Here is a 23437-nt window from a genome sequence, read left to right on the forward strand (position 1 = left end):
ACGCCCGCCGAGTTCCGTGATCAACATCAACCGCAGACCTCTAGTTTTGGCTGGCATTGAATTAGGGGGAGTCGACACACCGATGACGATGCCCAGCGCAAACGCCAGCAGGATCAGCCGCAGCACCGCGCTGTCGAAGCTGTTGTAGCCCAGCCGCGGAGCATCGGCTTGCCCGTCGGCGGTATGGCGAAGGATGTCGAAGGCATAGGTGTAGGTGGCCATGCCCAGCACGCCGGCAACCATCACTTTCAGGATGCCCGGCAGCACCAGCAACGCGCTGCACAGCGTCAGTGCAATCAACGCGTACAGCGCCGAGCCGCGCAGCGGATAGCTGGCGATGGCGGGAATGCGGGTCCAGAACGGTGCCGGCGCTGCCTGCGCGGCCACCTTGCGTGCGCGAAAACGGTCTTCCATGACGCTCCCCCAAGCGTGTGATGTGACCGGATTGTGAGGTGGCGCGTGCCGTCACGCAATTGGGGGAGGGCGAGCCAATTAAACTTGGAATGGGCACAGGCCGGCGACATGTCGCCGGCACGGTCTGGATATTGCTGGCCAGGCCAGGCAGGCGTTAGTGCCGGCATTGCATTGAAGCTCGCTGTGTCCGATAGCATCGGACGCGCATCGACAGACCGCCGATGCGTTGCGTGCATGATCTGTCTGACGCACCGGGAGAGCGATAGGTAAAATAATGGCCCGCCGCAATCCTTGCGGCCCATACGAGCGACCGGGCGCGCCGCGTCCCCGGCACTGCCATCGCTCGCATCACAAGGAGTGTCGCTTGAATCCATCTGCCACCGGCAACCCGCAGGTCCGCATTCGCAGCATCGATGTGCTTTCGGACAATTGGTACGTGCTGCGCAAGGTCACGTTCGATTTTCAGCGCAAGGACGGCCGCTGGCAGACCCTGTCGCGCGAGGCCTACGATCGTGGCAATGGCGCCACCATCCTGCTGTATAGCCGTGCCAAGCAGACGGTGATGCTCACCCGCCAGTTCCGCTTGCCGACGCTGCTCAACGGCAATCCCGACGGCATGCTGATCGAAGCCTGCGCCGGCCTGCTCGACCAGGACGATGCGCTGACCTGCATCCGCAAGGAAACCGAAGAAGAAACCGGCTACCGCATCGATAATGTACGCAAGGTGTTCGAGGCGTTCATGAGCCCTGGCTCGGTCACCGAACGCCTGTACTTCTTCGTCGGCGAATACTTCGACGGCGACAAGGTCAGCGAGGGTGGTGGGCTTGAAGAAGACGGCGAAGAGATCGAAGTGCTGGAACTTTCGCTCGACTCCGCGCTTGCGATGATCGCCTCCGGCGAGATCGCCGACGCCAAGACCATCATGCTGTTGCAATACGCCAAGTTGCATGGCGTGTTGGAGTGACTTATCGCGCGGCGACTAGCATGTAAGTCAGTAAGTTCGCCGCGCTTTGACACATGGACTCGTGCTTAGCGGACTCGTCTTAATACCTTGTCGCGGTGTTCTGGTGGACTGCCGCTATGGCAGTTATGGCCGTCTTGAGCTAATGAAAATATGGCTTGCTGTCCATTCGGACCGGTTTCCTCGTTGATCCGAGATCCATACATGTTCGGGTTGAGCGAGAGATCGGAGACGTCGTCGCGCGAGAGAATCAGGCACTCGTCTCCCATTTTGTCGAGCCACCACGGCCCGCGTTCAGTGGTGGTGGTGGCTGTGCTGCGTTGCGTTTCGGGCGCGATACATGCCGTCTTCAAAATATATTGCCGGCTTTCCTTGTTTCCTTTAATGGCTTCAAGCCAGAGTTCTGCGCGGACGGCTTGGCACTGCGTGCTGTCTGGGTGCAGCTTGCCGACATAGTGGCCAGCGAGCAGGTGCTGCCTGCTCGCTGGCCACGCGGTGGGTGGGTCGTCTTGATGTGCTTTTTGCTCAGCAATCGCTGATCCCGTGCTGGAAAGTAGGAAGAGTGACGTGATGGCGGCTGCGTATCCCTGCATTTTGCGAGTCTCCTGACTGTGCGGATGTGGTGTTGCAAGAGCTTGCTTGCATGTGATGTCTCGCTGGTAACGCTTGGTGGGCAAGCAATCACCCAAGCACCCAAACACGGTTGTGGCACGGCGTTCAACGCTTCCCACCAAAAATACTGCCGAAGATGCCGCGCACGATCTGCTGGCCGATCTTGTTGCCGATCGTACGCGAGGTTTGCTTGGCCATCGTTTCGAGCATGCCCTGGCGGCGGCTGGTGCCGAACACCGCGTCCTTGACTGCCTTGCCGAAGCCGCTGTCTTGCGTATCGTCCTCTTCGCGCGTGCGCGCCGGTGGCGCAGTGTTTTGCACGGCGACCTGCTCGACGCGGCGTGCCAGCAGCTCGGCGGCCGATTCACGGTTGATCGCGGTGTCGTAGCGGGTTCCGACCGGGCTGGCGGCGCGTACCTGCGCGCGTTCGGTCTCGCGGATGGCGCCCATGCGGCAGCGTGGCGGGGCGATGAGCGTTTGCTGCACCGGTGCCGGCACGCCCTTGCCTTGCAGCGGCGACACCAGCGCCTCGCCGGTGCCCAGGCTGGAGATCGCAGTGGCCACATCGAGCCTGGGATTGGCCACGAAGGTCTGCGCCGCAGTCTTGACCGCCTTCTGGTCGCGCGGGGTGAACGCGCGCAAGGCATGCTGCACGCGGTTGCCGAGCTGGCCGAGGATGTTGTCCGGAATGTCGTCGGGAAACTGCGAGCAGAAATACACGCCCACGCCCTTGGAGCGGATCAGCCGAACGACCTGCTCGATCCGCTGCACCAGTGCCGCCGGCGCATCGTCGAACAGCAGATGCGCTTCGTCGAACACGAACACCAGCTTGGGGTGTTCCAGGTCGCCCACCTCGGGCAGACGCTCAAACAGCTCCGACAGCAGCCATAGCAGGAAGGTGGAATACAGCTTCGGCTTGAGCACCAGTTGATTGGCCGCCAGGATGCCGATCACACCGCGGCCGTCCGCAGACACGCGCATCAGGTCGGTCAGCTCCAGCGCCGGCTCGCCGAAGAAGTGCTCGCCACCGTCCTGCGCCAGCCGCAGCAGGGCGCGCTGGATCGCGGCCACCGACTGGCTGGAGACCAGGCCGTGACTGGTGGACAGCTCCTTGCGTTCTTCCACCACCAATCCAAGCAATGCACGCAGGTCGTCCAGGTCCAGCAACAGCAGGCCACGGTCGTCGGCCAGCTTGAACACGATGTCGAGCACGCCCGACTGGGTGTCGTTGAGTTCCAGAATGCGCGCCAGCAGGGTAGGGCCCATCTCGCTGACGGTGGTGCGCACCGGGTGGCCGAGCTGGCCGTACAAATCCCAGAACACCACCGGGCTGGCGGCCGGTGCGTAGTCGGCGATGCCGATCTCCGTGGCGCGCTGCAGCACGCCGGCGGCGCCGTCGCCTGCCACCGCCAGTCCGGCGACATCGCCTTTCACGTCGGCCAGGAACACCGGTACACCCATGCGCGAGAAGCCTTCGGCCAGGGTCATCAAGGTCACGGTCTTGCCGGTGCCGGTGGCGCCGGCCACCAGTCCGTGGCGATTGCCGAAGCGTCCTTCCAGCACGACCGGGATGTCGTCGGTGACGCCTTTGCCGAGCAGGAACGAGGCCATAGCGTAGATCCGGTGGGAAACGCCGGATTCTAGCGGGCAATCCGGCCGGACAAACCGGGCGGGGCTTGACCCCGCATTTCGACCCCGCTGTCTGGCTGCCAGCCGCCGACAGGCAGTTCAATGACGCAGCCGGTGTGCCAGCCGCTTGCCGCCCTTCCCCAAGGCATTCCAGTCCCGCTGCGCAGCCGCCAAGCTAACGGCCCACTGACCCTGCCGGCCCCGCCGCCTTGCCCCGGTGTCGCCCCGGCGGCTACCCTGCCTGCCTTTCCGCTGTACTGCCTACGATGCCGCTCGCTCATTTTGGTTTGCGCCCATGGCCGGTTTTGGTCGTGGTGGCGCTGATGTCTGTCGTCCCCGCTGCCCACGCCATTTCCAAACGCGACACGGAGAAAGCCGCCGTGCTCGATGCCCGCATGGCCGCCGCCGAAAAGCGTTACCGCGATGCGCTGGTGCTGGTGAACAACTCCGACCCCAAGGGCACCGCCGAAGGCGATGCTGCGCTGGAGGACATGGAAGACGTCATCGACGCCTGCATCAAGCAGCGCGGCTGCCTGGTCGCCAATCAGCTGGCCACCTACAAGCGCCTGCTGAAGGCGCGCGCCGATGCCGAAGCGCCGGCCGCCGAGGATCCGGAAGACGACGACACGCTGCTGCAGGCCGACCCGGACCACCTTGGCCCTGCGGCGAACGGCGTGCCCGAGGCGGCGCGTGCGGCCACGCTGCTCAACGACCAGCGCCACGATTTCGACAAGATGGTGCAGTACAACCCGGCGGTGCAGGCCGGCATCCGCCGCTGGCTCACCGACATGCGCCCGGCGCTGCTGACCAGCTACGAGAACTACAGCAACCTGCGCGGGGTGATGTGGCCGGAATGGCAGAAGCGCGGCCTGCCCGAGGCGCTGCTGTTCGGCATCATGGCCAAGGAATCCAACGGCAAGGTGCACGCCAGTTCGCGTGCCGGTGCGGCCGGGCTGATGCAGTTCATGCCGGCCACCGGGCGTCGCTTCGGGCTGGGCCCGGACGGCACCGGCTTCGACACGCGCTTTGATGCACGCAGCGCCGCCGAAGCCAGCGCTGCCTACCTCAACGAGCGCATGGCCGGGCTCAACCGCAACATCGAACTGGCGCTGGCCGCCTACAACGGTGGCGAAGGCCGTGCCGCGCGCGTGTTCTCGCAGAGCGGCGGGCGCGGGTTCTGGGAGCAGGACGTCTACAACCAGTTCCCGGCCGAAACCAAGGACTACGTGCCGATGGTGATCGCGGCGGCCTGGATCTTCCTGCACCCGCGCCAGTACGGCGTAGACTTCGCCAAGCTCGACGCGCAGCCGGCCACGCTGAAGCTGGCCAAGTCGACCACCATCTACGAGCTCACCATCTGCCTGGGCAGCATGGGCACGCGCGACGGCTACATGCGCGCATTGCGCAACCTCAATCCGCGCTACGAATCCGATGGCTGGATCCCGGCCGGCACCGTCATCAACGCCACCAACCGCATCGCCAGCCTGTACACGCGCTACTGCGTCAGCGGCCCGCGCGCGGACCTGGCGCGCACGCTGATCACCGCCGACCTCAATAGTGCGATCGTGCGCAGCAGCGGCGCTCCGGAATACGTGCCCAGCGTTGCGGTGGGCGACGTCAGCCCGATGGCCGGCGTGCCGACCACCGTGGCCACCGGCCAGCCGGCGATCGCCAAGCCCAAGGCCAGGCAGGCGCGCAGCTACACCATCGCCAGGGGCGACACGCTTGGCCGCGTCGCGCAGAAATACCAGTGCGAAATCAAGGAACTGGCCAAGGCCAATGGCCTGAAGGCGCCGTCGTACGCGCTCAAGCCGGGGCAGAGCATCAAGCTGGCCGGCTGCGATCGCTGACCAGCGCGTGCAGTCCCACACCTGTTAGAGCATCGGCCAGTCGCTTCGGCGAGCTCTCGCCGGGCCGGCGCCCCGTAGGAGCGGACCTGGCCGCGACGCAGCCGTCCCGGTAGCTCCAACGTAGGCGACAGCGCTCCACGTCGGAGGCGGGAGTGCCACACGCGCCTGCGCACGAAACTTATCGAGAATGTCCTGTCGCGGTCAGGCCCGCTCCTACAACGGCGGCGTCGTCTCCCGCCGATTGCCGCGGGGATGGGGGGGCGCCGCGGCAATCGGCGCACCCTGCGATCAGCTCACCTGGCGACGGGCGAGCGCTTGCCCCAGGCGAACCGCCGTCTCTGCAGCAAGTCCGTCTTCGAGCTTGGCGACACCTGGCGGCAGCAGCACGATCACGGTCGAGCCGTAGTTGAAGCGCGCCATCTCCGCAAACTTCTCCAGCACGATGCCCTTGCCGCGATAATCGGTGCGCGTGATGCGATCGCCATAGCGCGGAATCTCCACACCGCTCCACACCGTTTCCACGCCCGACACCAGCAGCGCGCCCACCATCACCGAGGCCATCGGGCCGAAGTCGGTATCGAAGTGGCAGACCAGGCGCTCGTTGCGAGCGAACAGCCGCGGCACGTTGCGCACCGCATCCGGCCCCACACTGAACAGGCGGCCGGGCACATGCACGGTTTCGCGCAAGGTGCCGGTCCACGGCATATGCACGCGGTGGTAATCCTTGGGCGAGAGATAGACGGTGGCGAACAGGCCATCGTTGAACGGCTGCGCGGCTTCGGCGTCGCCGAGCAATTCGGCGGCAGTGAACGACTGCCCCTTGGCCTGGAAGATGCGGCCGTTCTCGATCGCGCCGAGCTGGCTGATGCGGCCGTCGGCAGGCATCAGCAGCGCCGCAGGGTCGGCATCGGGCACGCGTGCGCCCGGCTTCAAGGCGCGGGTGAAGAATGCATTGAAGGTGGGATAGGCGCGCGGGTCCGGTTCCAGTGCTTCGCTCAAGTCCACGCCGAACTTGCGCGTGACCGTGTCGATCAACCATTGCTTGGTGGACGGCGTGTCGGAATAGGCCAGCGCGCGCGCCAGCGAGGACAGCAACCGGTGCGGCAGCACGTAGGTCAGGGAAGTGACGAGACTCACGGAGCGGTTACCTTGGTCAGTTGCTGGAGGTCGGCGGCGATCGCCTTGGGGTCGAGCGGGGGACGGATCAGCCCGGCCAGGCGGCCCTGCGGGTCGAGCACGGCGATGCCGGCCGAGTGATCCATGCTGTAGTCATTGGGATTGTCCGCAAAACCCTTGCCCGGCACCTTCTGGAACACGAAGCCCAGCGCGGTGGCGAAGCGCTGCAGCGCCGGCACGTCGGCGGTGGCGGCCAGGGTGTCCTTGTGGAAGGCATGCGCGTATTCGCCCAGGCGCGCCGGTGGATCGCGCTGCGGGTCCACCGACACGAACAGCACGCGCGGGCGCAGCCCATCGGGGATGTTTTCCCACTGCTGCTGGGCCACCGCCAGATCGGTCAGCGTGGTCGGGCAGACATCCGGGCAGAAGGTGAAGCCCAGGAACACCAGCGTCCAATGTCCCTTCAGCTCGCCGGGCACCAGCTGGGTGCCGTCGGACTGGCGCAGGCTGAACTGCGGCAGCGTGCGTGGCTGCGGATAGAAGGTGATGGTCCGGGTGGGCGGCCACGGCGAGCTGGGCGCGGCGCCGAGGAACTTCTGGCCCAGCAACAGCCCCAGGCCGGCGGCCAGCGCCACCAGCAGCACGATGCCGGTATTGCGATTGAACATGGCGGTTTCCAGTGCAACGGACGCTCATGATACCGATCCGACCTCTATAATCGGGGGCCGATTCCTCTTTAGTTGTTGCCATGACTGCCGCCGCGGCCGACGAACTGCACACCATCATCGACCTGATCCGCTACGGCACCAGCCGTTTCAATGCAGCCGGTCTGACCTTCGGCCATAGCTACGACAATGCGCTGGACGAGGCCACCCAGCTGGTCCTGCACAGCCTGCACCTGCCGCACGATCTGGGCCCGGCCTATGGCCAGGCGCGTCTGCTGCGTTCGGAAAAGGAGCAGGTGCTGAGCCTGTTCGAGCGCCGCATCAGCGAGCGCGTGCCGGCCGCGTACCTGACCGGCGAGGCCTGGTTCGCCGGGCTGAGTTTCAAGAGCGATGCGCGCGCGCTGGTGCCGCGTTCGCCGATCGCCGAGTTGATCGAAGCCGGCTTCGAACCCTGGCTGGGCGGCCGCGAAGTCACCCGCGCGCTGGATCTGTGCACCGGGTCGGGCTGTATCGCCATCGCCATGGGCCACTACAACCCGCAGTGGGACGTGGACGGGGTGGACATCAGCGACGACGCGCTGGCACTGGCTGCCGAAAACAAGGCGCGCCTGCATGCCGACAACGTCACCCTGCTCAAGTCGGACCTGTTCGCCGGGCTGGGTGGCCGCCAGTACGACCTGATCGTCACCAATCCGCCGTATGTCACCAACGACGAAACCGACGCGCTGCCGCAGGAGTATTCCTACGAGCCGGAGCTGGGTCTGCGTGCGGGCGACGATGGCCTGGATCTGGTGCTGAAGATCCTGCGCGATGCGCCGCAGCACCTCAGCGAAGATGGCCTGCTGATCTGCGAAGTGGGCGAGTCCGAGCAGCATCTGATCAAGCTGCTGCCGGAAGTGGATCTGGCCTGGGTCGAGTTCAAGGTCGGGCAGATGGGCATCTTCGCGGTCGAATGCCGCGAGCTGATCGCGCATGGCGCGCGCATCGCCGAGCTGGCCAGTGCGCGCTGAATCGTCCATCGCGCGGCCGCAGCTGAGCGATCTGCTGTTGCTGGTGCCGGTGTCCATCTTCGGCGTCGGCATTCCGCTCGGCCTGGTCGACGTGGTCTACCGCCTGTTCGACCCGATGTACGGCGGTCCCTTGCCACAGCGCTTGTTTAGGGCGGGGGCGGAGATCGGCTTCGGCCTGATGGCGTTTTTCGGCCTGGTGTCGGCGTGGATCGTGGTGGTCAGTTCGGATGCGGCCTTGCGTGCGCATCGGCGCCGCACGCTCATTGTGGCACTCGGCCTGCTGGTCGGAACTGGCGTTGCGCTGCACCTGCTCGCCGATTGGCTGCTGAGTGGGCGCAACAAGCTGGATGTCTTTGTGCTGGTGTTCAGCGGCCTGTTCGCGGTGGCACCGATGCTGGTGGCGGCACGTCACCTGCCGCGCATCCTGCGCGCCACGCCACCTGCTGCAATGTTGAGAGGATGCCGTCATGGGCAGTAACAGTTTCGGCCGCCTGTTGACGGTCACCACCTTCGGTGAGTCGCACGGGCCGGCGATCGGCTGCGTGGTCGACGGTTGCCCGCCGGGCCTGGAGATCGCGCCGGAAGAATTCACCCACGATCTGCAGCGGCGTGCATCCGGCAAGAGCCGGCATACCTCGGCGCGCCGCGAAGCCGACGAGATCGAGATCCTGTCCGGCGTCTACGAAGGCCGCACCACCGGCACGCCGATCGGCCTGCTGATCCGCAATACCGATCAGCGCAGCAAGGACTACAGCAACATCGCCCAGCAGTTCCGTCCCGGGCACGCGGACTACAGCTATTGGCAGAAGTACGGCATCCGCGATCCGCGCGGTGGTGGGCGCTCGTCCGCGCGCGAGACCACCATGCGCGTGGCCGCCGGGGTGATCGCCAAGAAGTGGCTCAGGCAGCGCCATGGCGTGCTGGTGCGCGGATTTCTATCGCAGCTGGGCGAGATCCGCCCGACTGGTTTCGACTGGAATGCGGTCGAGGACAACCCGTTCTTCTGGCCGCACGCCGAGCAGGTGCCGGAGCTGGAAACCTACATGGATGCGCTGCGCAAGTCCGGCGACTCGGTCGGCGCGCGCGTGGACGTGGTGGCTGGTGGCGTACCGCCCGGTTGGGGCGAGCCGATCTACGGCAAGCTCGATGCCGAACTGGCCGCCGCCCTGATGAGCATCAACGCGGTCAAGGGCGTGGAGATCGGCGACGGCTTCGCCAGCGCCGCGCAGAAGGGCACCGAGCACCGCGACCTGATCACCCCGGAAGGCTTCCTCAGCAATCATGCCGGCGGCATCCTGGGCGGCATTTCCACCGGCCAGGCGATCACCGCCTCGATGGTGCTCAAGCCGACCTCCAGCCTGCGCCTGCCCGGCGCGACCGTGGATGCGGATGGCGCGGTGGTCGATGTGATCACCACCGGCCGCCACGACCCTTGCGTCGGCATCCGCGCCACCCCGATCGCCGAGGCGATGATGGCATTGGTGCTGATGGATCAGGCCTTGCGTCATCGCGCCCAGTGCGGCGATGTCGGCGAGGTGGCGCCACGTATTCCTGGTCAGGTCGATGTCTGAAGCAATGCGCCCGAAGGTGTGGGTCAGCCAGCCGCTGTTCGACGATGTCGTCGCGCAGCTGGGCGAGCATTTCGAGCTGACCACCACCGAGCGCGTCACTGCGTATTCGCCGGCCGACCTGGCCGCGCGGCTGGCATCGCTGGACGGTGCCTTGATCACCCTCAACGAGCGTATCGGCGCGGCGGAAATCGGCTCCGCGCCGCGGCTGCGTGCGATCGCCAATGTCGGGGTGGGCTACAACAACCTGGATCTGGACGCACTCAGTGCAGCCGGCATCCTGGCCAGCAATACCCCGGATGTACTGACCGAGACCACGGCCGATCTCGGCTTTGCATTGCTGATGGCCGCCGCGCGCCGCATCACCGACGCCGAGCGCTGGTTGCGCGACGGGCAGTGGGGGCAGTGGTCGTTCAAGACCATGCTCGGCGCCGACATCCACAGCAGCACGCTGGGCATCCTGGGCATGGGCCGGATCGGGCAGGGCATCGCCCGCCGCGGCGCGCACGGCTTCGGCATGCGCGTGCTGTACCACAACCGCAGCCAGCTGCCGGCCACCACCGAACAGGCGCTCGGCGCGCAGTACGTGGACCTCGATACGTTGCTGGCGCAGTCCGATCACCTGGTCCTGGTGCTGCCGTACACCAAGGACTCGCACCACATCATCGATGCCGCCGCGCTGGGCAAGATGCGCGCGAGCGCCACGCTGGTGAACATCGCCCGTGGCGGCCTGGTCGATGAAATCGCGTTGGCCGATGCGCTGGCCAATGGGCGCCTGGCTGCTGCCGGCCTGGATGTCTACGAAGGCGAACCTGCTGTCCGGCCCGAATTGCTGGCCCTGCACAACGTCGTGCTCACCCCGCATATCGGCAGCGCCAGCCTGGCCACCCGCCGCGCGATGGTGCAGCTGGCGGTGGACAACCTGATCGCGGCGCTGGGCAAAGGCCCGAATGCCGGCCATCCGCCGAGCGCGCTGAATGCCGATGCGGTGGCCGCTGCCAAACAGGGCGGCGTGCGCGATGGCGAAGCGATTGACGCCGGCGCCGGCAAAACCACCACGACCAAACGATAGGGAACCTCCGCGGCCAGCTTTGGAGGTTCCCCGAACCCACTGCGCAAGCGCGTTCCCCTCTTTCCCCATTCGATAAAGACAATCTCATGAGCAACGAAAACCGTCGTTTCAACGTCGCGGTCGTGGGCGCCACCGGCGCTGTCGGCGAGACCATGCTGAGCATCCTGGCCGAGCGCAACTTCCCGGTCGCCACCCTGTACGCGCTGGCCTCGGCGCGCTCGGCCGGCGGGCAGGTCGAGTTCAATGGCGGCAAGGTCGATGTGCTGGATCTGGCCGACTTCGACCCCACCGGCGTGGACATCGCGTTGTTCTCCGCGGGCGGCAGCGTGTCCAAGGAGTACGGCCCCAAGTTCGCCGCCGCCGGCGCGGTTGTGATCGATAATTCCTCCGCGTTCCGTTACGACGACGACGTGCCGCTGGTGGTCTCGGAGGTCAACCCCGAAGCGCTGAAGCAGCGTCCGCGCGGTATCGTCGCCAACCCCAATTGCTCGACCATGCAGATGCTGGTCGCGCTCGGCCCGATCCACCGCAAGTACGGCATCGAACGCATCAATGTGGCGACCTACCAGTCGGTCTCCGGTGGCGGGCGTTCGGCGATGGAAGAGCTGGGCAAGCAGACCAGCGAGCTGCTGAGCTTCCAGCAGGTCGACCCGCAGCGTTTCCCGGTGCAGATCGCCTTCAACCTGATTCCGCACATCGACGACTTCCAGGACAACGGCTACACCAAGGAAGAGATGAAGCTGGTCTGGGAGACGCGCAAGATCCTGGGCGATGACTCCATCCAGGTGAACCCCACCGCCGTGCGCGTACCGGTGTTCTACGGGCACTCCGAAGCGGTGGCGATCGAAACCCGCGACAAGATCACCGTGGAGGACGCGCGCGCGCTGCTGGCCGCATCGCCCGGCGTGGAAGTGGTGGACGAGCGCAAGCCAGGCGGCTACCCGACGCCGGTCACGCACGCGTCCGGCAAGGACGCGGTGTTCGTCGGTCGCATCCGTGAGGATCTGTCGCATCCGCGCGGCCTGAACCTGTGGATCGTCTCGGACAATATCCGCAAGGGCGCCGCCCTCAACGCCGTGCAGCTGGCCGAACTGGTCGCACAGGAAGGCTGACACAGTGATTCGGTAGGAGCGCGCTGGCGCGCGATGGAGCTGTCCCAGTGACGCCTCATCGCGCACAAGTGCGCTCCTACAACAGGCGCTGCCGATGGCCTGCTGCATGGATGTCGCATCGCGGTATCGCGACGGCATGCGCGCTCTGCGCGGGGTCGCCGACTTTTTCATCCATGCAGCGGCTATATTGATGCCCATGAAACATAGGGGCGGGGGCGCGATGCGTCCGATACAAGGGATAGGTGCGCTGTTGCTGATGGCCTGCAGCGGCGTTGCCATGGCGTTGGGCCTGGGCGATATCCGGGTGCTGTCCAGGCCCGGGCAGCCGTTGGTGGCCGAGATTCCGGTCATCTCCAACGAGCCGGGCGAACTCGACAATGCACGCGTGGCGCTGGCATCGGCTACCACGTTTGCACGGGTCGGCCTGGAGCGTCCACAGGGGCTGGTCAGCAACCTGCAGTTCCAGTTCGCGCAGGACGCGCGCGGGCGTGCGGTGATCCGCGTGACCAGCAGCCAGGCAGTGGACCAGCCGGCTATCAACTTCCTGATCGAGGTGGAGTGGGGCCAGGGCCGGCTGGTGCGCGAATATTCCGCACTGGTCGATGCGCCCAATACCGCGGCTGCGATCGCCGGTCCTGCCATCGAGGCGCCGCGCGCCGGGGCCAGCAATGCCATCGCGCGTGAGCCGGCCGGCGCGCCCGCAGCCGTTGCCGAACGCGCCGGGCAGGCTGCCGACGCAGTGGCGCCCGGCACACGTTCCAGCACGCGCGCTGCCGCGCCGGCCGGCGATGCGCTGCCGGCGGTGCGCTCGGGCCAGAGCTTGTCCGAAATCGCTGCCGCGGTGGCCCGTTCCAACGGGCATTCGCTCGACCAGACCATGCTGGCGTTGCTGCGCACCAACCCGGATGCCTTCATCGACGGCAACATCAATCGCTTGAAGCAAGGTGCGGTGTTGCGCACACCGCAGGAAGATGCGCTGGCGCAGGTCGGCGCTGCCGAAGCGGCGGTGATGGTGCGCGAGCAGGCCGCGCAGTGGCGACAGGCGCGCGCGGCGATTCCGCAGCCGGCCGAGGCCGGCGCTGCCGCTGCAACTCCAGCACCTGCCGCAGCTGTTGCGACGTCGGCAGGTGCCGGCGCTCGGCTCGAGATCGCCCCGGCAGTGGCGAGTCAGACCAACCAGGCCGGCGCCACGTCCGGCACCAGTGCCGAAGGCGAGGGCGACATGGCGGCCAATCAACAGTTGCAACAGGCCAGGGAAGATATCGCCACCCGCGATGCGGAATTGCAGGATCTGCGCACCCGCGTGGCCGATCTGGAAAAGCTCAAGCAGCAACAGCAAGCCTTGATCGCAATGAAGGACACCGATCTGGCGGCCGCGCAGAAGCGCCTGTCGGAGACGCCGGCCGCCGCACAGCAGGGTGGCGGTTTTCCGCTGTGGTTGATCGGTGGGCTGGTGTTGATCGTCGCGGCGGTCGTCGCCTGGCTGGCGGCACGCCGGCGTAAACCCTCGCCGCTGCCGCCGTTGCCGCAGCGTCAGTTCGACTTCGTGCCTGCCGGCGCCGCGGCAGACGCCGTGGCGCTGCAGGACGATGCACAGGCCACCGTGCCCAGCGAGCACGATGTGCTGCATGAGACCGAATTCGAGCAGGCGGATCTGCGCGAAGACGAGCGCGCCTACCAGGCGCAGCAGCCGCTGTCCGATGTACTGCGTCGCGAACCGCTGCTTTCCGAGCCTGTCGCCGCGCCGCCGGTGGTCGCCAGCGAGGATTGGCGCTCGCTGCGTGCGACGCCGCCCGTTCCTCCAGTCGTGGAGCCGGCGTTCGTTGCGTCCGAGGAATCAGTGCCGGAGCAGGAGAGGTCAGCGCACACAGAGCCGGAATACGGGCAACCGCAGGTTGCAGGTGTTGCATACGCCAGCAGCGATCTCCCGCCGGGCGCTCCCTCCGCGTCGGTCGTCATGCAGGACAGCCTGGATGGCGATCCAGCGCCGATCGCCCCCGCCGCTGTGCCCAGCGCGGTAATCAGCAGGGAGTTCGTCTCGGCCGGGCGCGATCGTCTGGAGCTGGCGGTTGCCTACATGGATCTTGGCGACAGGGACACCGCGCGTGGCTTGTTGCTGGAAGTGGTCGCAACCGGCGACGAGGCCACCCGCGCCGAAGCCGCCGAACTGCTGGAACAGCTGGCATGAGCCCGGCGCTGGACAGCATGGCCGCCGCGCAGGCCGCCGCACGCGAGCGCCGCATCGATTACGTGGAATTTGCCTCGCTCGATCTGGACGCCAGCCGCGCCTTTTTCGAAAGCGTGTTCGGCTGGCAGTTTCAGGCCTATGGTCCGGATTATCTGGCCTTCAACGACGGTCGTCTGGACGGTGGTTTCTATCGTGCCACTGCGGCAGTGTCGGCAGAGGCGGGTCCGCTGATCGTGCTGTATGCCGACGCGCTGGAGCCCATGGGCGAGCGCGTCCGCGCTGCCGGTGGCGAGATCGTCAAGCCGGTGTTCGGTTTTCCCGGCGGTAGCCGGTTTCATTTCCGCGAGCCAGGCGGTAACACGCTGGCGGTGTGGTCCGAGCGCGCCGTCGGCTAGTCCGCGCACGCTCCATCGATTCGACAACAGGCAGGTTCCGATGCGTTACGCGCTGGGCGTGGAGTACGACGGCAGCGAGTTTCAGGGCTGGCAGCAGTTGGGTGAGCAGGGTGGGCCGAGCGTGCAGGCCAGCCTGCAGGCGGCGCTGTCCTCGGTGGCCGATGCCCCGGTGCAGGTGGTATGCGCAGGCCGCACCGATGCCGGTGTGCATGGCGAGTGCCAGGTGGTGCATTTCGACAGCGACGCGCGCCGTGAGCCGCGTGGTTGGATGCTGGGCACCACTGCGCGCCTGCCGCCCTCGATCGCGGTGCGCTGGTGCGTGCCGGCGGCCGCCGACTTTCATGCGCGGTTTTCCGCACGCGCACGCCGCTACCGTTATCGCCTGCTCAACCGGCAGATACGCCCGGCGCTGTATCGCCAGACCTTGAGCTGGGAGCGCCGCCCGCTGGATGCCGATGCCATGCACGCGGCCGCGCAGGCGTTATTGGGCGAGAACGACTTCAGCGCATTTCGCAGCGTGCAATGCCAGGCCTTGCACGCACGCCGCAACCTGCAGGCCATCAGCGTGCAACGCATCGGCGAAGTGGTGGAGGTGCAGGTCCAGGCCAATGCATTCCTTCATCACATGGTGCGGAATATTGTTGGCTCGCTGATCCTAATCGGAACCGGAGAACAACCGGGCGACTGGATCGCGACGTTGCTGGCCGGCCGCGACCGCACGGTGGCCGGGCCGACAGCGCCGCCACAAGGTCTGGTCTTCATCGGGCCGTTGTATCCCGCAGAGTGGCATCTGCCCGCTGAGGTAACCCAATGAATCGATCGCTGTACCGCACCCGTATCAAGTTCTGTGGCATGACTCGCGCCGGTGATATCCGACTGGCCGGCGAGCTGGGTGTGGACGCGGTGGGGTTTATCTTTGCGCATGGCAGCCCGCGCCGCGTGGCGCCGGCCGAGGCGCGCGCGATGCGCCAGGCCACCGCGCCGATGGTCGATGTGGTGGCCTTGTTCCGCAACAACTCCAAGGAAGAAGTGCGCGAAGTGGTGCGCACCGTGCGCCCGACGTTGCTGCAGTTCCACGGTGAGGAAGACGACGCGTTCTGCCGCAGCTTCAACCTGCCGTATCTCAAGGCGGTGCCGATGGGCAGCACTGGGGTGAACGGCGAGGACGCCAACGCACGGACCTTGCAGCTCGCCTATCCCAATACCGCCGGTTTCCTGTTCGACAGCCATGCGCCCGGTGCGGGCGGCGGTACCGGCAAAACCTTCGACTGGTCGCGGCTGCCGACCGGGCTGCATCGTCCGTTTCTGCTGGCCGGCGGCATCACCGCCGACAACGTGTTCGATGCAATCGTGGCGACGCTGCCGTGGGGCGTGGACGTTTCTAGCGGCGTGGAACTGGCGCCGGGGATCAAGGACGGCCACATGATGCGCAAGTTCGTTGAAGAAGTGCGCCGGGCTGATTGTCATGAGATGGCGTGAGTTGGGGAATCGGGATTGGGGAATCGGGGCAGGCAGTCTGCTTCGTGGGTTTGGTTGCTCTTAAGGTCTTCGATTTTCCAGTGATTGCTTGGCCGCTTGTTTCGTCGATCGCGGTGATTTGAGAGTTCCGATTAGGCGCTTGCGGCACCCGTGGTGTGCTGCTGATCTTCTGAAAGTGCATGACGGAGCCAGCCAGCGAGATGCTCGATGCGCGGATCGGGGTTGCGCCTTGCGGCGCACAGTACCCAGCGGCCACGCGTCGGCGTAAAGCCCCAGGGTGCCAGCAGGCGCCCGGCGGCCAGGTCCGCGGCCACCAGTGGCTGTGGTGCGATCGCCACGCCCAGGCCGGCCGCGGCCACCTCCAGCAGATAGACCAGATGTTCGAATTCGGTGCCGAAGCGCAGTGCCTCGGGTGCCAGGCCGTGGCGTTGTGCCCATTCCGGCCAGGCCTGCGGGCGCGAGCGGGTGTGCAGCAAGACGTGGTCGAGCAGGGCGGTCGCCGCGCTCCCAGCGAGCCGGGTGGCCGATGCCAGCTGCGGGCTCAGCACCGGGCCGATCCACTCCACGCCCAGCTCGTGCACCTGCCACTCGCCTGGCCACGGCGGGGTGTCCAGCAGCAAGGCCGCATCCAGGCCATCCAGGTCCGGACCGGGTGGCTGTTCGTTGGCCGACAGGTGCAAGCGCAGCTGCGGCAGATCCCGCTGCAGCCGGCCCAGCCGCGGGATGACCCAGCGCGCGAGCAGGCTGCCGGAGCAGCCCAGCACCAGCGGCGTCTCGTTGGTGGGGCGCCGCAACGCTGCCCAGGTATCGCCGATCAGCGCAAAACCCTCGCCGGTGGCATCGCGCAGCCGGGCGCCGGCAGGCGTGAGTACCAGGCCGCGGCCCTGGCGGGTGAACAGCGCCGTGCCCAGCGCCTGTTCCAGCGAGCGCACGTGCCGGCTGATGGCGCCATGGGTCACGTGCAGCTCCTGCGCGGCCCGGCTGACGCTCTGCAGACGCGCGGCGGATTCGAACGCGCGCAGCGCTGCCAGCGGTGGAAGCGATAGGCTCATATGTGAGTCCAGGTCACAGGTTGCGGCAATCTTATCGATTTATCGCGCGCCGTGGCTGCGCTACAGTATGCCTCATGTATGACCGCATCGCTGCAGAGGATTCCCATGTCGGCCCAGCCCATCAGTGACTTTTACGCCTATCCGGACGCTGCCGGCCACTTCGGCAAATTCGGTGGCCGGTTCGTCGCCGAGACCTTGATCGGTCCGTTGCAGGAGCTGTCTGCCGCCTACGACCAGGCGCGCCAGGATCCGACCTTCATTGCCGAGTACGACAAGGATCTCAAGCACTACGTCGGCCGGCCCAGCCCGATCTATCACGCCGAGCGCCTGAGCCGCGAAGTGGGCGGGGCGCAGATCCTGCTCAAGCGCGAAGACCTCAACCACACCGGCGCGCACAAGATCAACAACACCATCGGCCAGGCCCTGCTGGCCAGCCGCATGGGCAAGACCCGCATCATCGCCGAGACCGGCGCTGGCCAGCATGGCGTGGCCAGCGCCACGGTGGCCGCACGGCTGGGCCTGGAATGCGTGGTCTACATGGGTGCCACCGACATCGAGCGGCAGAAGATCAACGTCTACCGCATGAAGTTGCTGGGTGCCACGGTGATACCGGTGACCTCCGGTTCGGCCACGCTCAAGGACGCGCTCAACGAAGCGATGCGCGACTGGGTCACCAACGTGCAGGACACCTTCTACATCATCGGCACCGTCGCCGGCCCGGATCCGTATCCGCGCATGGTGCGCGACTTCAACGCGATTGTCGGCCGCGAAGCGCGCGCGCAGATGCTGGAAGACTTCGGCCGCCTGCCGGATGCGCTCAGCGCCTGCGTCGGTGGCGGCAGCAATGCGATCGGCTTGTTCCATGCCTTCCTCAACGACCCGGGCGTCGAGATCTACGGCGCCGAAGCGGCTGGCGACGGCATCGCCACCGGCCGTCACGCGGCGTCGATTGCGGCAGGGCGCCCCGGCGTATTGCACGGCAATCGCACCTATGTGATCTGCGACGACGACGGCCAGATCACTGAAACCCATTCGATTTCCGCCGGCCTGGATTACCCGGGCGTCGGTCCGGAGCATTCATTCCTGTCCGACAGCGGCCGCGCGGTCTACCAGGGCATCACCGACGACGAAGCGATGGCCGCGTTCCATCTGCTGGCGCATACCGAAGGCATCCTGGCCGCACTCGAATCCAGCCATGCAGTGGCGCAGTCGATCAAGCTCGCGCGCGAGATGCCCAAGGACGCGTTGATCCTGTGCAACCTGTCCGGCCGGGGCGACAAGGACGTGCACACCATCGCCGCGCGTGAGGGTCTGGCGCTGTGATCCAACAGCGCATGCGCAGCCTCGTCGGCGGCGTCGCGCTGCTGTCTGCGTCTGCGTCTGCGTCTGCGCTGGCCGTCGCCGCGGCGGCGCCCGCGCTGGATCGCAGTGGCCCGGTGCGCGTGGGCCAGCGCTTTGCCGAGCTTGCGCCGCAGGCGGCCTGGAAGCGTTTCAATGTCGGCCCGATCGAAAGCTGCGACTACGTGGAGGCGGGGCTGCTTCCCGCCGGCGTGTCGATGATGCTGCAGGATGGGCGTGTCGTCCGCTTCGACGTCACCGATGCTGCGACGGTTGGTCCGTTCGGCATTTCCATCGGCGATAGCGAAGCTGCGGCGCGTGCGCGTCTGCCGGCAGGCTATCGCGTCGAACCGCAGCATGATGGCGACGGTGACGGCAACGATCTTTATTTGACTTGGCGCGATCCGCACAGCGGGTTCGCGGTTCGCTATGAAACCGGAGAAGGCAGCGTGAGATTGATGTATTGGGGAACCTGGGATGCCGTGCAGTTGGTGGAGGGGTGCGCATGAGTCGTCTGCCCGACCGCATCGCCACGCGTTTCGACGCGCTGCGCCACTCCGGCCGCAAGGCCCTGATCCCCTTCATCACCGCCGGCGATCCGTCGCTGGAAGCCACCGTGCCGGTGATGCATGCGCTGGTGCGTGCCGGTGCCGACGTCATCGAACTCGGCGTGCCGTTTTCCGACCCGATGGCCGACGGCCCCACCATCCAGCGCAGCTCCGAGCGCGCGCTGGGCCGTGGCGCCGGCCTGGCCTACGTGCTGGAAGCGGTGCACGAATTCCGCCGCGAAGACGCCACCACGCCGGTGGTGCTGATGGGCTACCTCAACCCGATCGAGATCCACGGCACCCGGCGCTTCGCCGAAGCCGCCGTTGGTGCCGGTGTGGATGGCCTGCTATTGGTCGATCTGCCGCCGGAAGAGGCGGCCGAGACCCGCGCGATCTTCACCGAGGTCGGCCTGGCCCTGATCGCGTTGGCGTCGCCGACCACCAGCGAGGAGCGCCTGGACATGCTGTGCAGCAGTGCCCAGGGCTATCTGTACTACGTCAGCTTTGCCGGCGTCACCGGTGCCTCGAACCTGCTCGACACCCATGCCGCCAGCGACCGCTTGCGCCAGCTGCGCCAGCGTGCCGGCGCCCCGGTGGTGGCCGGATTCGGCATCAAGGACGCTGCCAGCGCCGCTGCAATGGCGGTCGACGCCGATGGTGTGGTGGTCGGCAGCGCCCTGGTCGCCGCGCTGGCCGAAGCTACCGACGTCCGCAGCGCTCGCGAACGCGCCGAGGCCTTCCTGACCCCGCTGCGGCAGGCGCTCGACCAGGCCTGACACCACAGCATCTCCCTTCGGGGAGAAAAAGCACGGCTTGCGCGCCACGGCGCGCCTGCCTGGGAGTACCCGCGCGGCAAGCGCGGGCCGGGCCACCCGGGCCCGCATTTAGCCTGCGCGCTACCTTGGCTTTCCCGCAGCGCGTTAGACTGTCGCCCCTCTGCGGCCCACATGGCCGCCCTGCATGGATTGTCATACACGCATGAGCTGGCTCAGTAAATTGATGCCCTCCGGCATCCGCACCGAGAACACCCCGGCCAAGAAGCGCAGCGTCCCCGAGGGGCTGTGGGAGAAGTGCAGCAACTGCGGCAGCGCGCTGTACGGCCCCGAGCTCGAGGAGAACCTTGAGGTGTGTCCGAAGTGCGACCACCACATGGCAATCCGCGCGCGCGCGCGCCTGAACTCGCTGTTCGATCCCGACACCGCGACCACCGAGATCGCCGCCCAGCTGGGCCCGGTCGACGTGCTCAAGTTCAAGGACCAGAAGCGCTATGGCGAGCGCATCAAGGCCAGCCAGAAGAGCAGTGGCGAGTACGACGCACTGATCGCCATGCGCGGCACGCTCAAGGGCAATCCGCTGGTCGCCGCCGCATTCGACTTCGCCTTCATGGGCGGCTCGATGGGCTCGGTAGTTGGCGAGCGCTTCGCACGCGCGGCCGAAGTGGCGCTGGAAGTCGGCTGCCCGTTCGTTTGCTTCTCCGCCAGCGGCGGGGCGCGTATGCAGGAAGGCCTGTTCTCGCTGATGCAGATGGCCAAGACTTCCGCCGCACTCGGTCGCCTGCGTGAAGCCGGCCTGCCGTACATCTCGGTGCTGACCCATCCCACCACCGGTGGCGTGTCGGCCTCGTTTGCGATGCTGGGCGATATCAATATCGCCGAGCCGCATGCGTTGATCGGTTTCGCCGGTCCGCGCGTGATCGAACAGACCGTGCGCGAGACCTTGCCGGAAGGCTTCCAGCGGTCGGAGTTCCTGCTCGACCACGGCGCCATCGACCAGATCTGCGACCGCCGCGACATGCGCGACCGCATCGCCGATCTGACCGCGATGATGATGCGTCAGCCGCATCCGCAGGACGCGGCCGCATGAGGCCAGTGGTTGCGCGCATGCGCGACACCGTCGCACGCGCGGTTGCGCGTGCGTCCACCCGTAGGCAGGAACACCGCAACGCATGAGTAGTCGCAAGTATTTTGGAACCGACGGCATCCGCGGTCGGGTCGGGCAGGGCGTGATCTCGGCCGATTTCGTGCTGCGGCTGGGCAATGCGCTCGGTCGCGTGCTGACCCAGGGCCGCAGCAAGCGCCCGCTGGTGCTGATCGGCAAGGACACCCGGATTTCCGGTTACATGTTCGAAGCCGCATTGGAAGCCGGCCTGGTCGCCGCCGGCGCCGACGTGCAGCTGATCGGCCCGATGCCGACCCCGGCCATCGCCTTCCTGACCAACACGCTGCGCGCCGATGCCGGCGTGGTGATCAGCGCCTCGCACAACCCGCATTACGACAACGGCATCAAGTTCTTCTCCGCCGAAGGCGAGAAGCTCGATGACGCCACCGAAGCGGCGATCGAGGCCGCGCTGGACGAGCCGTTCCACACCGTGGAATCGGAGCGACTGGGCAAGGCGATCCGCACCCGTGATGCGATCGGCCGTTACATCGAATTCTGCAAGGCCAGCGTGGCGCGCGGGTTCACCCTGCACGGCCTGAAGATGGTGCTGGATTGCGCGCACGGGGCGACCTATCACATCGCGCCGATGCTGTTCCGCGAGCTGGGTGCGGACGTGGTCGTCATCGGTGCCGCACCGGACGGGCTCAATATCAATGCCGGTGTCGGCTCCACCCATATCGACAACCTCGCCGCCAAGGTGCGCGAGAGCGGCGCGCAGCTCGGTATCGCCTTCGATGGCGATGGCGATCGCGTGCTGATGGCCGACGACCAAGGCAACCCGGTCGATGGCGACGATCTGCTCTATGTGCTCGCGCGCTCCTGGCAGGCCAGCGGCCGGCTCACCGGCACCGTGGTCGGCACCTTGATGACCAACTACGGTCTGGAACAAGCGCTGGCCACATTGAACATCCCGTTCCAGCGCGCCAAGGTGGGCGACCGCTATGTGCACCAGGCCCTGGTCGAAGGCGGCGGCACGCTGGGTGGCGAAACCTCCGGCCATCTGCTGTGCCTGGATCGCGCCACCACCGGCGATGGCATCGTCAGTGCACTGCAGGTGCTCGAGGCCTTGGGGCGCGATGGGCAGAGCCTGCGCCAGGCCTTGAGCAGCCTGAGCAAGGTGCCGCAGAAGACCGTCAACGTGCGGCTGGATGGCGGTGCGGCCAAGGCGATCGTGGAGGCCGCCGGCGTGCAGCAGGCACTGCAGCAGGCGCAGGCCGCCGTGCAGGGCCGGGGACGTGCGTTCCTGCGCCCGTCCGGCACCGAACCGGTGGTGCGCGTGACCGTGGAAGCCGACGACGCCGGCCTGATGCAGGACACGCTCGACCGACTCTCCGGGGCCGTGCGTGACGCGGCGTGAATCGCTGATCATTGGTGTGTGCGTGGTCTTTGCCAAGGCCGCGACGTTCTACCTGTTGTATCGCCTGCTGTCCTGAGCGGCAGGCCTTCCTTTCGACTTCCCGACTTCAACTGCAGACATCCGTATGAGCGCCCGCATCCCGACCCTGGACATCACCCGTTTCGACAGCGACCGCGACGCTTTCGTCGCCGAGCTCGGCGCGGCCTATCGGCAGTGGGGCTTTGCCGGCATCCGCAACCACGGCATCGCGCAGGCCGACATCGACGCGGCGTATGACGTGTTCAAGGCATTCTTCGCACTGCCCGAAGAGGTCAAGCGTCGCTATCACGTGGAAGGCAGCGGTGGCGCGCGCGGCTATACCGCGTTCGGTGTGGAAACCGCCAAGGATTCCAAGCATTTCGACCTGAAGGAGTTCTGGCATATCGGCCGCGAGATCGCGGACGATTCGCCGTACCGCGCGGTGATGGCGCCGAATCTGTGGCCCGACGAGGTGCCCGGTTTCCGTGAGCGCGGCTATCGCCTGTACCAGCAGCTGGACCACCTGGGCTCGCGCGTGCTGTCGGCATTGGCGCTGCATATCGGCCTGCCGCAGGACTACTTTGTCGACAAGACCAACAACGGCAACTCGATCCTGCGGCCGATCCACTACCCGCCGATCACCAGCGACGACATCCCCAATGTGCGCGCCGGTGCGCACGGCGACATCAATTTCATCACCCTGCTGGTCGGCGCCAGCGCGGCCGGGCTGGAAGTGCGCTCCAACGATGGCGAGTGGGTGCCGTTCACTGCCGACGCCGACACCATCGTGGTCAACATCGGCGACATGCTGCAACGCCTGACCAACCACGTGTATCCGTCCACCATCCATCGCGTGGTCAATCCGCCGGGCGAACAGGCACGCAAGCCGCGCTATTCGGTGCCGTTCTTCCTGCATCCCAATCCGGATTTCCTGATCGACGTGCTGCCGTCGTGCATCACCGCCGATAATCCGAGCCGGTATCCCGAGCCGATCACCGCGCATGGTTTTCTGGAAGAACGTCTGCGCGAAATCAAGCTGAAGTAGTCCAGCGCGACACCCATCAGCGCGCGCAGCGCATGGTTGCGCTCGCAACATGGGCAATGACGAGCGCCAC

Annotated in this window: 22 protein-coding genes and 1 pseudogene; 17 read left to right on the top strand and 6 right to left on the bottom strand. The window is 66.5% G+C overall.

Translation table 11 applies throughout. The features are described 5' to 3' along the window. A pseudogene (locus tag LL972_RS11555) lies at positions 1 to 414 on the bottom strand (hypothetical protein); the annotation flags it as partial. Between the two features lie 364 nt (positions 415 to 778). On the opposite strand from LL972_RS11555, the gene nudK reads away from it, so the two are divergent. Next, positions 779 to 1378, top strand: coding sequence for a GDP-mannose pyrophosphatase NudK (nudK, locus tag LL972_RS11560; RefSeq protein ID WP_228327727.1), 600 nt, complete (start codon positions 779 to 781; stop codon positions 1376 to 1378). A gap of 65 nt (positions 1379 to 1443) precedes the next feature. Here nudK and LL972_RS11565 read toward each other — a convergent pair whose 3' ends face one another. Continuing rightward, a complete protein-coding gene (locus LL972_RS11565; protein ID WP_228327728.1) occupies positions 1444 to 1968 on the bottom strand; it encodes a hypothetical protein in 525 nt (174 codons plus the stop codon). Positions 1969 to 2092: 124 nt separating this feature from the next. Beyond that, on the bottom strand, positions 2093 to 3598 hold the full coding sequence (locus LL972_RS11570; protein WP_228327729.1) for a helicase HerA-like domain-containing protein: 1506 nt from the start codon (positions 3596 to 3598) through the stop codon (positions 2093 to 2095). Between the two features lie 284 nt (positions 3599 to 3882). Between LL972_RS11570 and LL972_RS11575 the strand changes: the two genes are divergently transcribed. After that, complete coding sequence (locus tag LL972_RS11575; RefSeq protein WP_228327730.1) at positions 3883 to 5466, top strand: transglycosylase SLT domain-containing protein; 1584 nt, start codon at positions 3883 to 3885, stop codon at positions 5464 to 5466. A gap of 288 nt (positions 5467 to 5754) precedes the next feature. On the opposite strand, the gene asd is transcribed toward LL972_RS11575, so the two are convergent. Beyond that, positions 5755 to 6603: an archaetidylserine decarboxylase gene (asd, locus tag LL972_RS11580; protein ID WP_228327731.1), complete on the bottom strand. Its 849-nt coding sequence runs from the start codon at positions 6601 to 6603 to the stop codon at positions 5755 to 5757. Next, complete coding sequence (locus tag LL972_RS11585) at positions 6600 to 7250, bottom strand: SCO family protein (protein WP_228327732.1); 651 nt, start codon at positions 7248 to 7250, stop codon at positions 6600 to 6602. The genes asd and LL972_RS11585 overlap by 4 nt, the downstream gene beginning before the upstream one ends. Before the next feature lie 80 nt (positions 7251 to 7330). Here LL972_RS11585 and prmB point away from each other — a divergent pair, with 80 nt between their 5' ends. The 9 genes from prmB to LL972_RS11630 all read left to right on the top strand — a co-directional run bounded on the left by prmB (position 7331) and on the right by LL972_RS11630 (position 16071). Next, the gene (gene prmB, locus LL972_RS11590; RefSeq protein WP_228327733.1) at positions 7331 to 8257 is read left to right on the top strand and encodes a 50S ribosomal protein L3 N(5)-glutamine methyltransferase; all 927 of its coding nucleotides are present in this window, start codon (positions 7331 to 7333) and stop codon (positions 8255 to 8257) included. Next, positions 8247 to 8735: a hypothetical protein gene (locus LL972_RS11595; RefSeq protein WP_228327734.1), complete on the top strand. Its 489-nt coding sequence runs from the start codon at positions 8247 to 8249 to the stop codon at positions 8733 to 8735. Before prmB ends, LL972_RS11595 begins: the two co-directional genes overlap by 11 nt. Further along, entirely contained in the window at positions 8725 to 9828 is a 1104-nt protein-coding gene (gene aroC, locus LL972_RS11600) for a chorismate synthase (protein WP_228327735.1), read from the top strand. The genes LL972_RS11595 and aroC overlap by 11 nt, the downstream gene beginning before the upstream one ends. Next, complete coding sequence (locus LL972_RS11605) at positions 9821 to 10897, top strand: 2-hydroxyacid dehydrogenase (RefSeq protein WP_228327736.1); 1077 nt, start codon at positions 9821 to 9823, stop codon at positions 10895 to 10897. The genes aroC and LL972_RS11605 overlap by 8 nt, the downstream gene beginning before the upstream one ends. Positions 10898 to 10983: 86 nt before the next feature. Continuing rightward, positions 10984 to 12009, top strand: a complete 1026-nt coding sequence (locus LL972_RS11610; RefSeq protein WP_228327737.1) for an aspartate-semialdehyde dehydrogenase — start codon at positions 10984 to 10986, stop codon at positions 12007 to 12009. A gap of 220 nt (positions 12010 to 12229) precedes the next feature. Then, positions 12230 to 14197, top strand: a complete 1968-nt coding sequence (locus tag LL972_RS11615) for a FimV/HubP family polar landmark protein (protein ID WP_228327738.1) — start codon at positions 12230 to 12232, stop codon at positions 14195 to 14197. Further along, the gene (locus LL972_RS11620) at positions 14194 to 14592 is read left to right on the top strand and encodes a VOC family protein (RefSeq protein WP_228327739.1); all 399 of its coding nucleotides are present in this window, start codon (positions 14194 to 14196) and stop codon (positions 14590 to 14592) included. Before LL972_RS11615 ends, LL972_RS11620 begins: the two co-directional genes overlap by 4 nt. 40 nt (positions 14593 to 14632) lie before the next feature. Then, complete coding sequence (truA, locus tag LL972_RS11625; RefSeq protein ID WP_228327740.1) at positions 14633 to 15406, top strand: tRNA pseudouridine(38-40) synthase TruA; 774 nt, start codon at positions 14633 to 14635, stop codon at positions 15404 to 15406. Beyond that, a complete protein-coding gene (locus LL972_RS11630; RefSeq protein WP_228327741.1) occupies positions 15403 to 16071 on the top strand; it encodes a phosphoribosylanthranilate isomerase in 669 nt (222 codons plus the stop codon). Before truA ends, LL972_RS11630 begins: the two co-directional genes overlap by 4 nt. Positions 16072 to 16202: 131 nt before the next feature. Here the strand turns inward: LL972_RS11630 and LL972_RS11635 are convergent, their stop codons facing one another. Next, positions 16203 to 17123, bottom strand: a complete 921-nt coding sequence (locus LL972_RS11635) for a LysR family transcriptional regulator (protein WP_228327742.1) — start codon at positions 17121 to 17123, stop codon at positions 16203 to 16205. 105 nt (positions 17124 to 17228) lie between these two features. Here LL972_RS11635 and trpB point away from each other — a divergent pair, with 105 nt between their 5' ends. From trpB to LL972_RS11665, 6 genes are all read left to right on the top strand, one after another. Further along, positions 17229 to 18446, top strand: coding sequence for a tryptophan synthase subunit beta (gene trpB, locus LL972_RS11640; protein WP_228327743.1), 1218 nt, complete (start codon positions 17229 to 17231; stop codon positions 18444 to 18446). Then, positions 18443 to 18970 carry a hypothetical protein gene (locus LL972_RS11645; protein ID WP_323134213.1) on the top strand — a complete coding sequence of 176 codons (528 nt, stop codon included), beginning with the start codon at positions 18443 to 18445 and terminating at the stop codon, positions 18968 to 18970. Before trpB ends, LL972_RS11645 begins: the two co-directional genes overlap by 4 nt. Continuing rightward, positions 18967 to 19785 carry a tryptophan synthase subunit alpha gene (gene trpA / locus LL972_RS11650; RefSeq protein ID WP_228327745.1) on the top strand — a complete coding sequence of 273 codons (819 nt, stop codon included), beginning with the start codon at positions 18967 to 18969 and terminating at the stop codon, positions 19783 to 19785. The genes LL972_RS11645 and trpA overlap by 4 nt, the downstream gene beginning before the upstream one ends. Before the next feature lie 202 nt (positions 19786 to 19987). After that, a complete protein-coding gene (gene accD, locus LL972_RS11655; protein WP_046343350.1) occupies positions 19988 to 20872 on the top strand; it encodes an acetyl-CoA carboxylase, carboxyltransferase subunit beta in 885 nt (294 codons plus the stop codon). Positions 20873 to 20954: 82 nt separating this feature from the next. After that, positions 20955 to 22304 (top strand): phosphoglucosamine mutase, encoded by a 1350-nt coding sequence (glmM, locus tag LL972_RS11660; protein WP_228327746.1) that lies wholly within the window; start codon positions 20955 to 20957, stop codon positions 22302 to 22304. 124 nt (positions 22305 to 22428) lie between these two features. Then, a complete protein-coding gene (locus tag LL972_RS11665; protein ID WP_228327747.1) occupies positions 22429 to 23367 on the top strand; it encodes an isopenicillin N synthase family dioxygenase in 939 nt (312 codons plus the stop codon). The last annotated feature ends 70 nt before the right edge of the window (positions 23368 to 23437 follow it).

Origin of the sequence: Xanthomonas campestris pv. asclepiadis (assembly GCF_020784175.1) — a bacterium.
Lineage (GTDB): Bacteria > Pseudomonadota > Gammaproteobacteria > Xanthomonadales > Xanthomonadaceae > Xanthomonas > Xanthomonas campestris_D.

Bases quoted from the DNA above. Each gene is read 5' to 3' on its own strand.
- LL972_RS11565 (WP_228327728.1), bottom strand. From the start codon at position 1,968: ATGCAGGGATACGCAGCCGCCATCACGTCACTCTTCCTACTTTCCAGC.
- LL972_RS11570 (WP_228327729.1), bottom strand. From the start codon at position 3,598: ATGGCCTCGTTCCTGCTCGGCAAAGGCGTCACCGACGACATCCCGGTC.
- LL972_RS11575 (WP_228327730.1), top strand. From the start codon at position 3,883: ATGCCGCTCGCTCATTTTGGTTTGCGCCCATGGCCGGTTTTGGTCGTG.
- LL972_RS11585 (WP_228327732.1), bottom strand. From the start codon at position 7,250: ATGTTCAATCGCAATACCGGCATCGTGCTGCTGGTGGCGCTGGCCGCC.
- prmB (WP_228327733.1), top strand. From the start codon at position 7,331: ATGACTGCCGCCGCGGCCGACGAACTGCACACCATCATCGACCTGATC.
- aroC (WP_228327735.1), top strand. From the start codon at position 8,725: ATGGGCAGTAACAGTTTCGGCCGCCTGTTGACGGTCACCACCTTCGGT.
- LL972_RS11605 (WP_228327736.1), top strand. From the start codon at position 9,821: ATGTCTGAAGCAATGCGCCCGAAGGTGTGGGTCAGCCAGCCGCTGTTC.
- LL972_RS11610 (WP_228327737.1), top strand. From the start codon at position 10,984: ATGAGCAACGAAAACCGTCGTTTCAACGTCGCGGTCGTGGGCGCCACC.
- LL972_RS11615 (WP_228327738.1), top strand. From the start codon at position 12,230: ATGCGTCCGATACAAGGGATAGGTGCGCTGTTGCTGATGGCCTGCAGC.
- LL972_RS11620 (WP_228327739.1), top strand. From the start codon at position 14,194: ATGAGCCCGGCGCTGGACAGCATGGCCGCCGCGCAGGCCGCCGCACGC.
- truA (WP_228327740.1), top strand. From the start codon at position 14,633: ATGCGTTACGCGCTGGGCGTGGAGTACGACGGCAGCGAGTTTCAGGGC.
- LL972_RS11630 (WP_228327741.1), top strand. From the start codon at position 15,403: ATGAATCGATCGCTGTACCGCACCCGTATCAAGTTCTGTGGCATGACT.
- LL972_RS11635 (WP_228327742.1), bottom strand. From the start codon at position 17,123: ATGAGCCTATCGCTTCCACCGCTGGCAGCGCTGCGCGCGTTCGAATCC.
- trpB (WP_228327743.1), top strand. From the start codon at position 17,229: ATGTCGGCCCAGCCCATCAGTGACTTTTACGCCTATCCGGACGCTGCC.
- trpA (WP_228327745.1), top strand. From the start codon at position 18,967: ATGAGTCGTCTGCCCGACCGCATCGCCACGCGTTTCGACGCGCTGCGC.
- accD (WP_046343350.1), top strand. From the start codon at position 19,988: ATGAGCTGGCTCAGTAAATTGATGCCCTCCGGCATCCGCACCGAGAAC.
- glmM (WP_228327746.1), top strand. From the start codon at position 20,955: ATGAGTAGTCGCAAGTATTTTGGAACCGACGGCATCCGCGGTCGGGTC.
- LL972_RS11665 (WP_228327747.1), top strand. From the start codon at position 22,429: ATGAGCGCCCGCATCCCGACCCTGGACATCACCCGTTTCGACAGCGAC.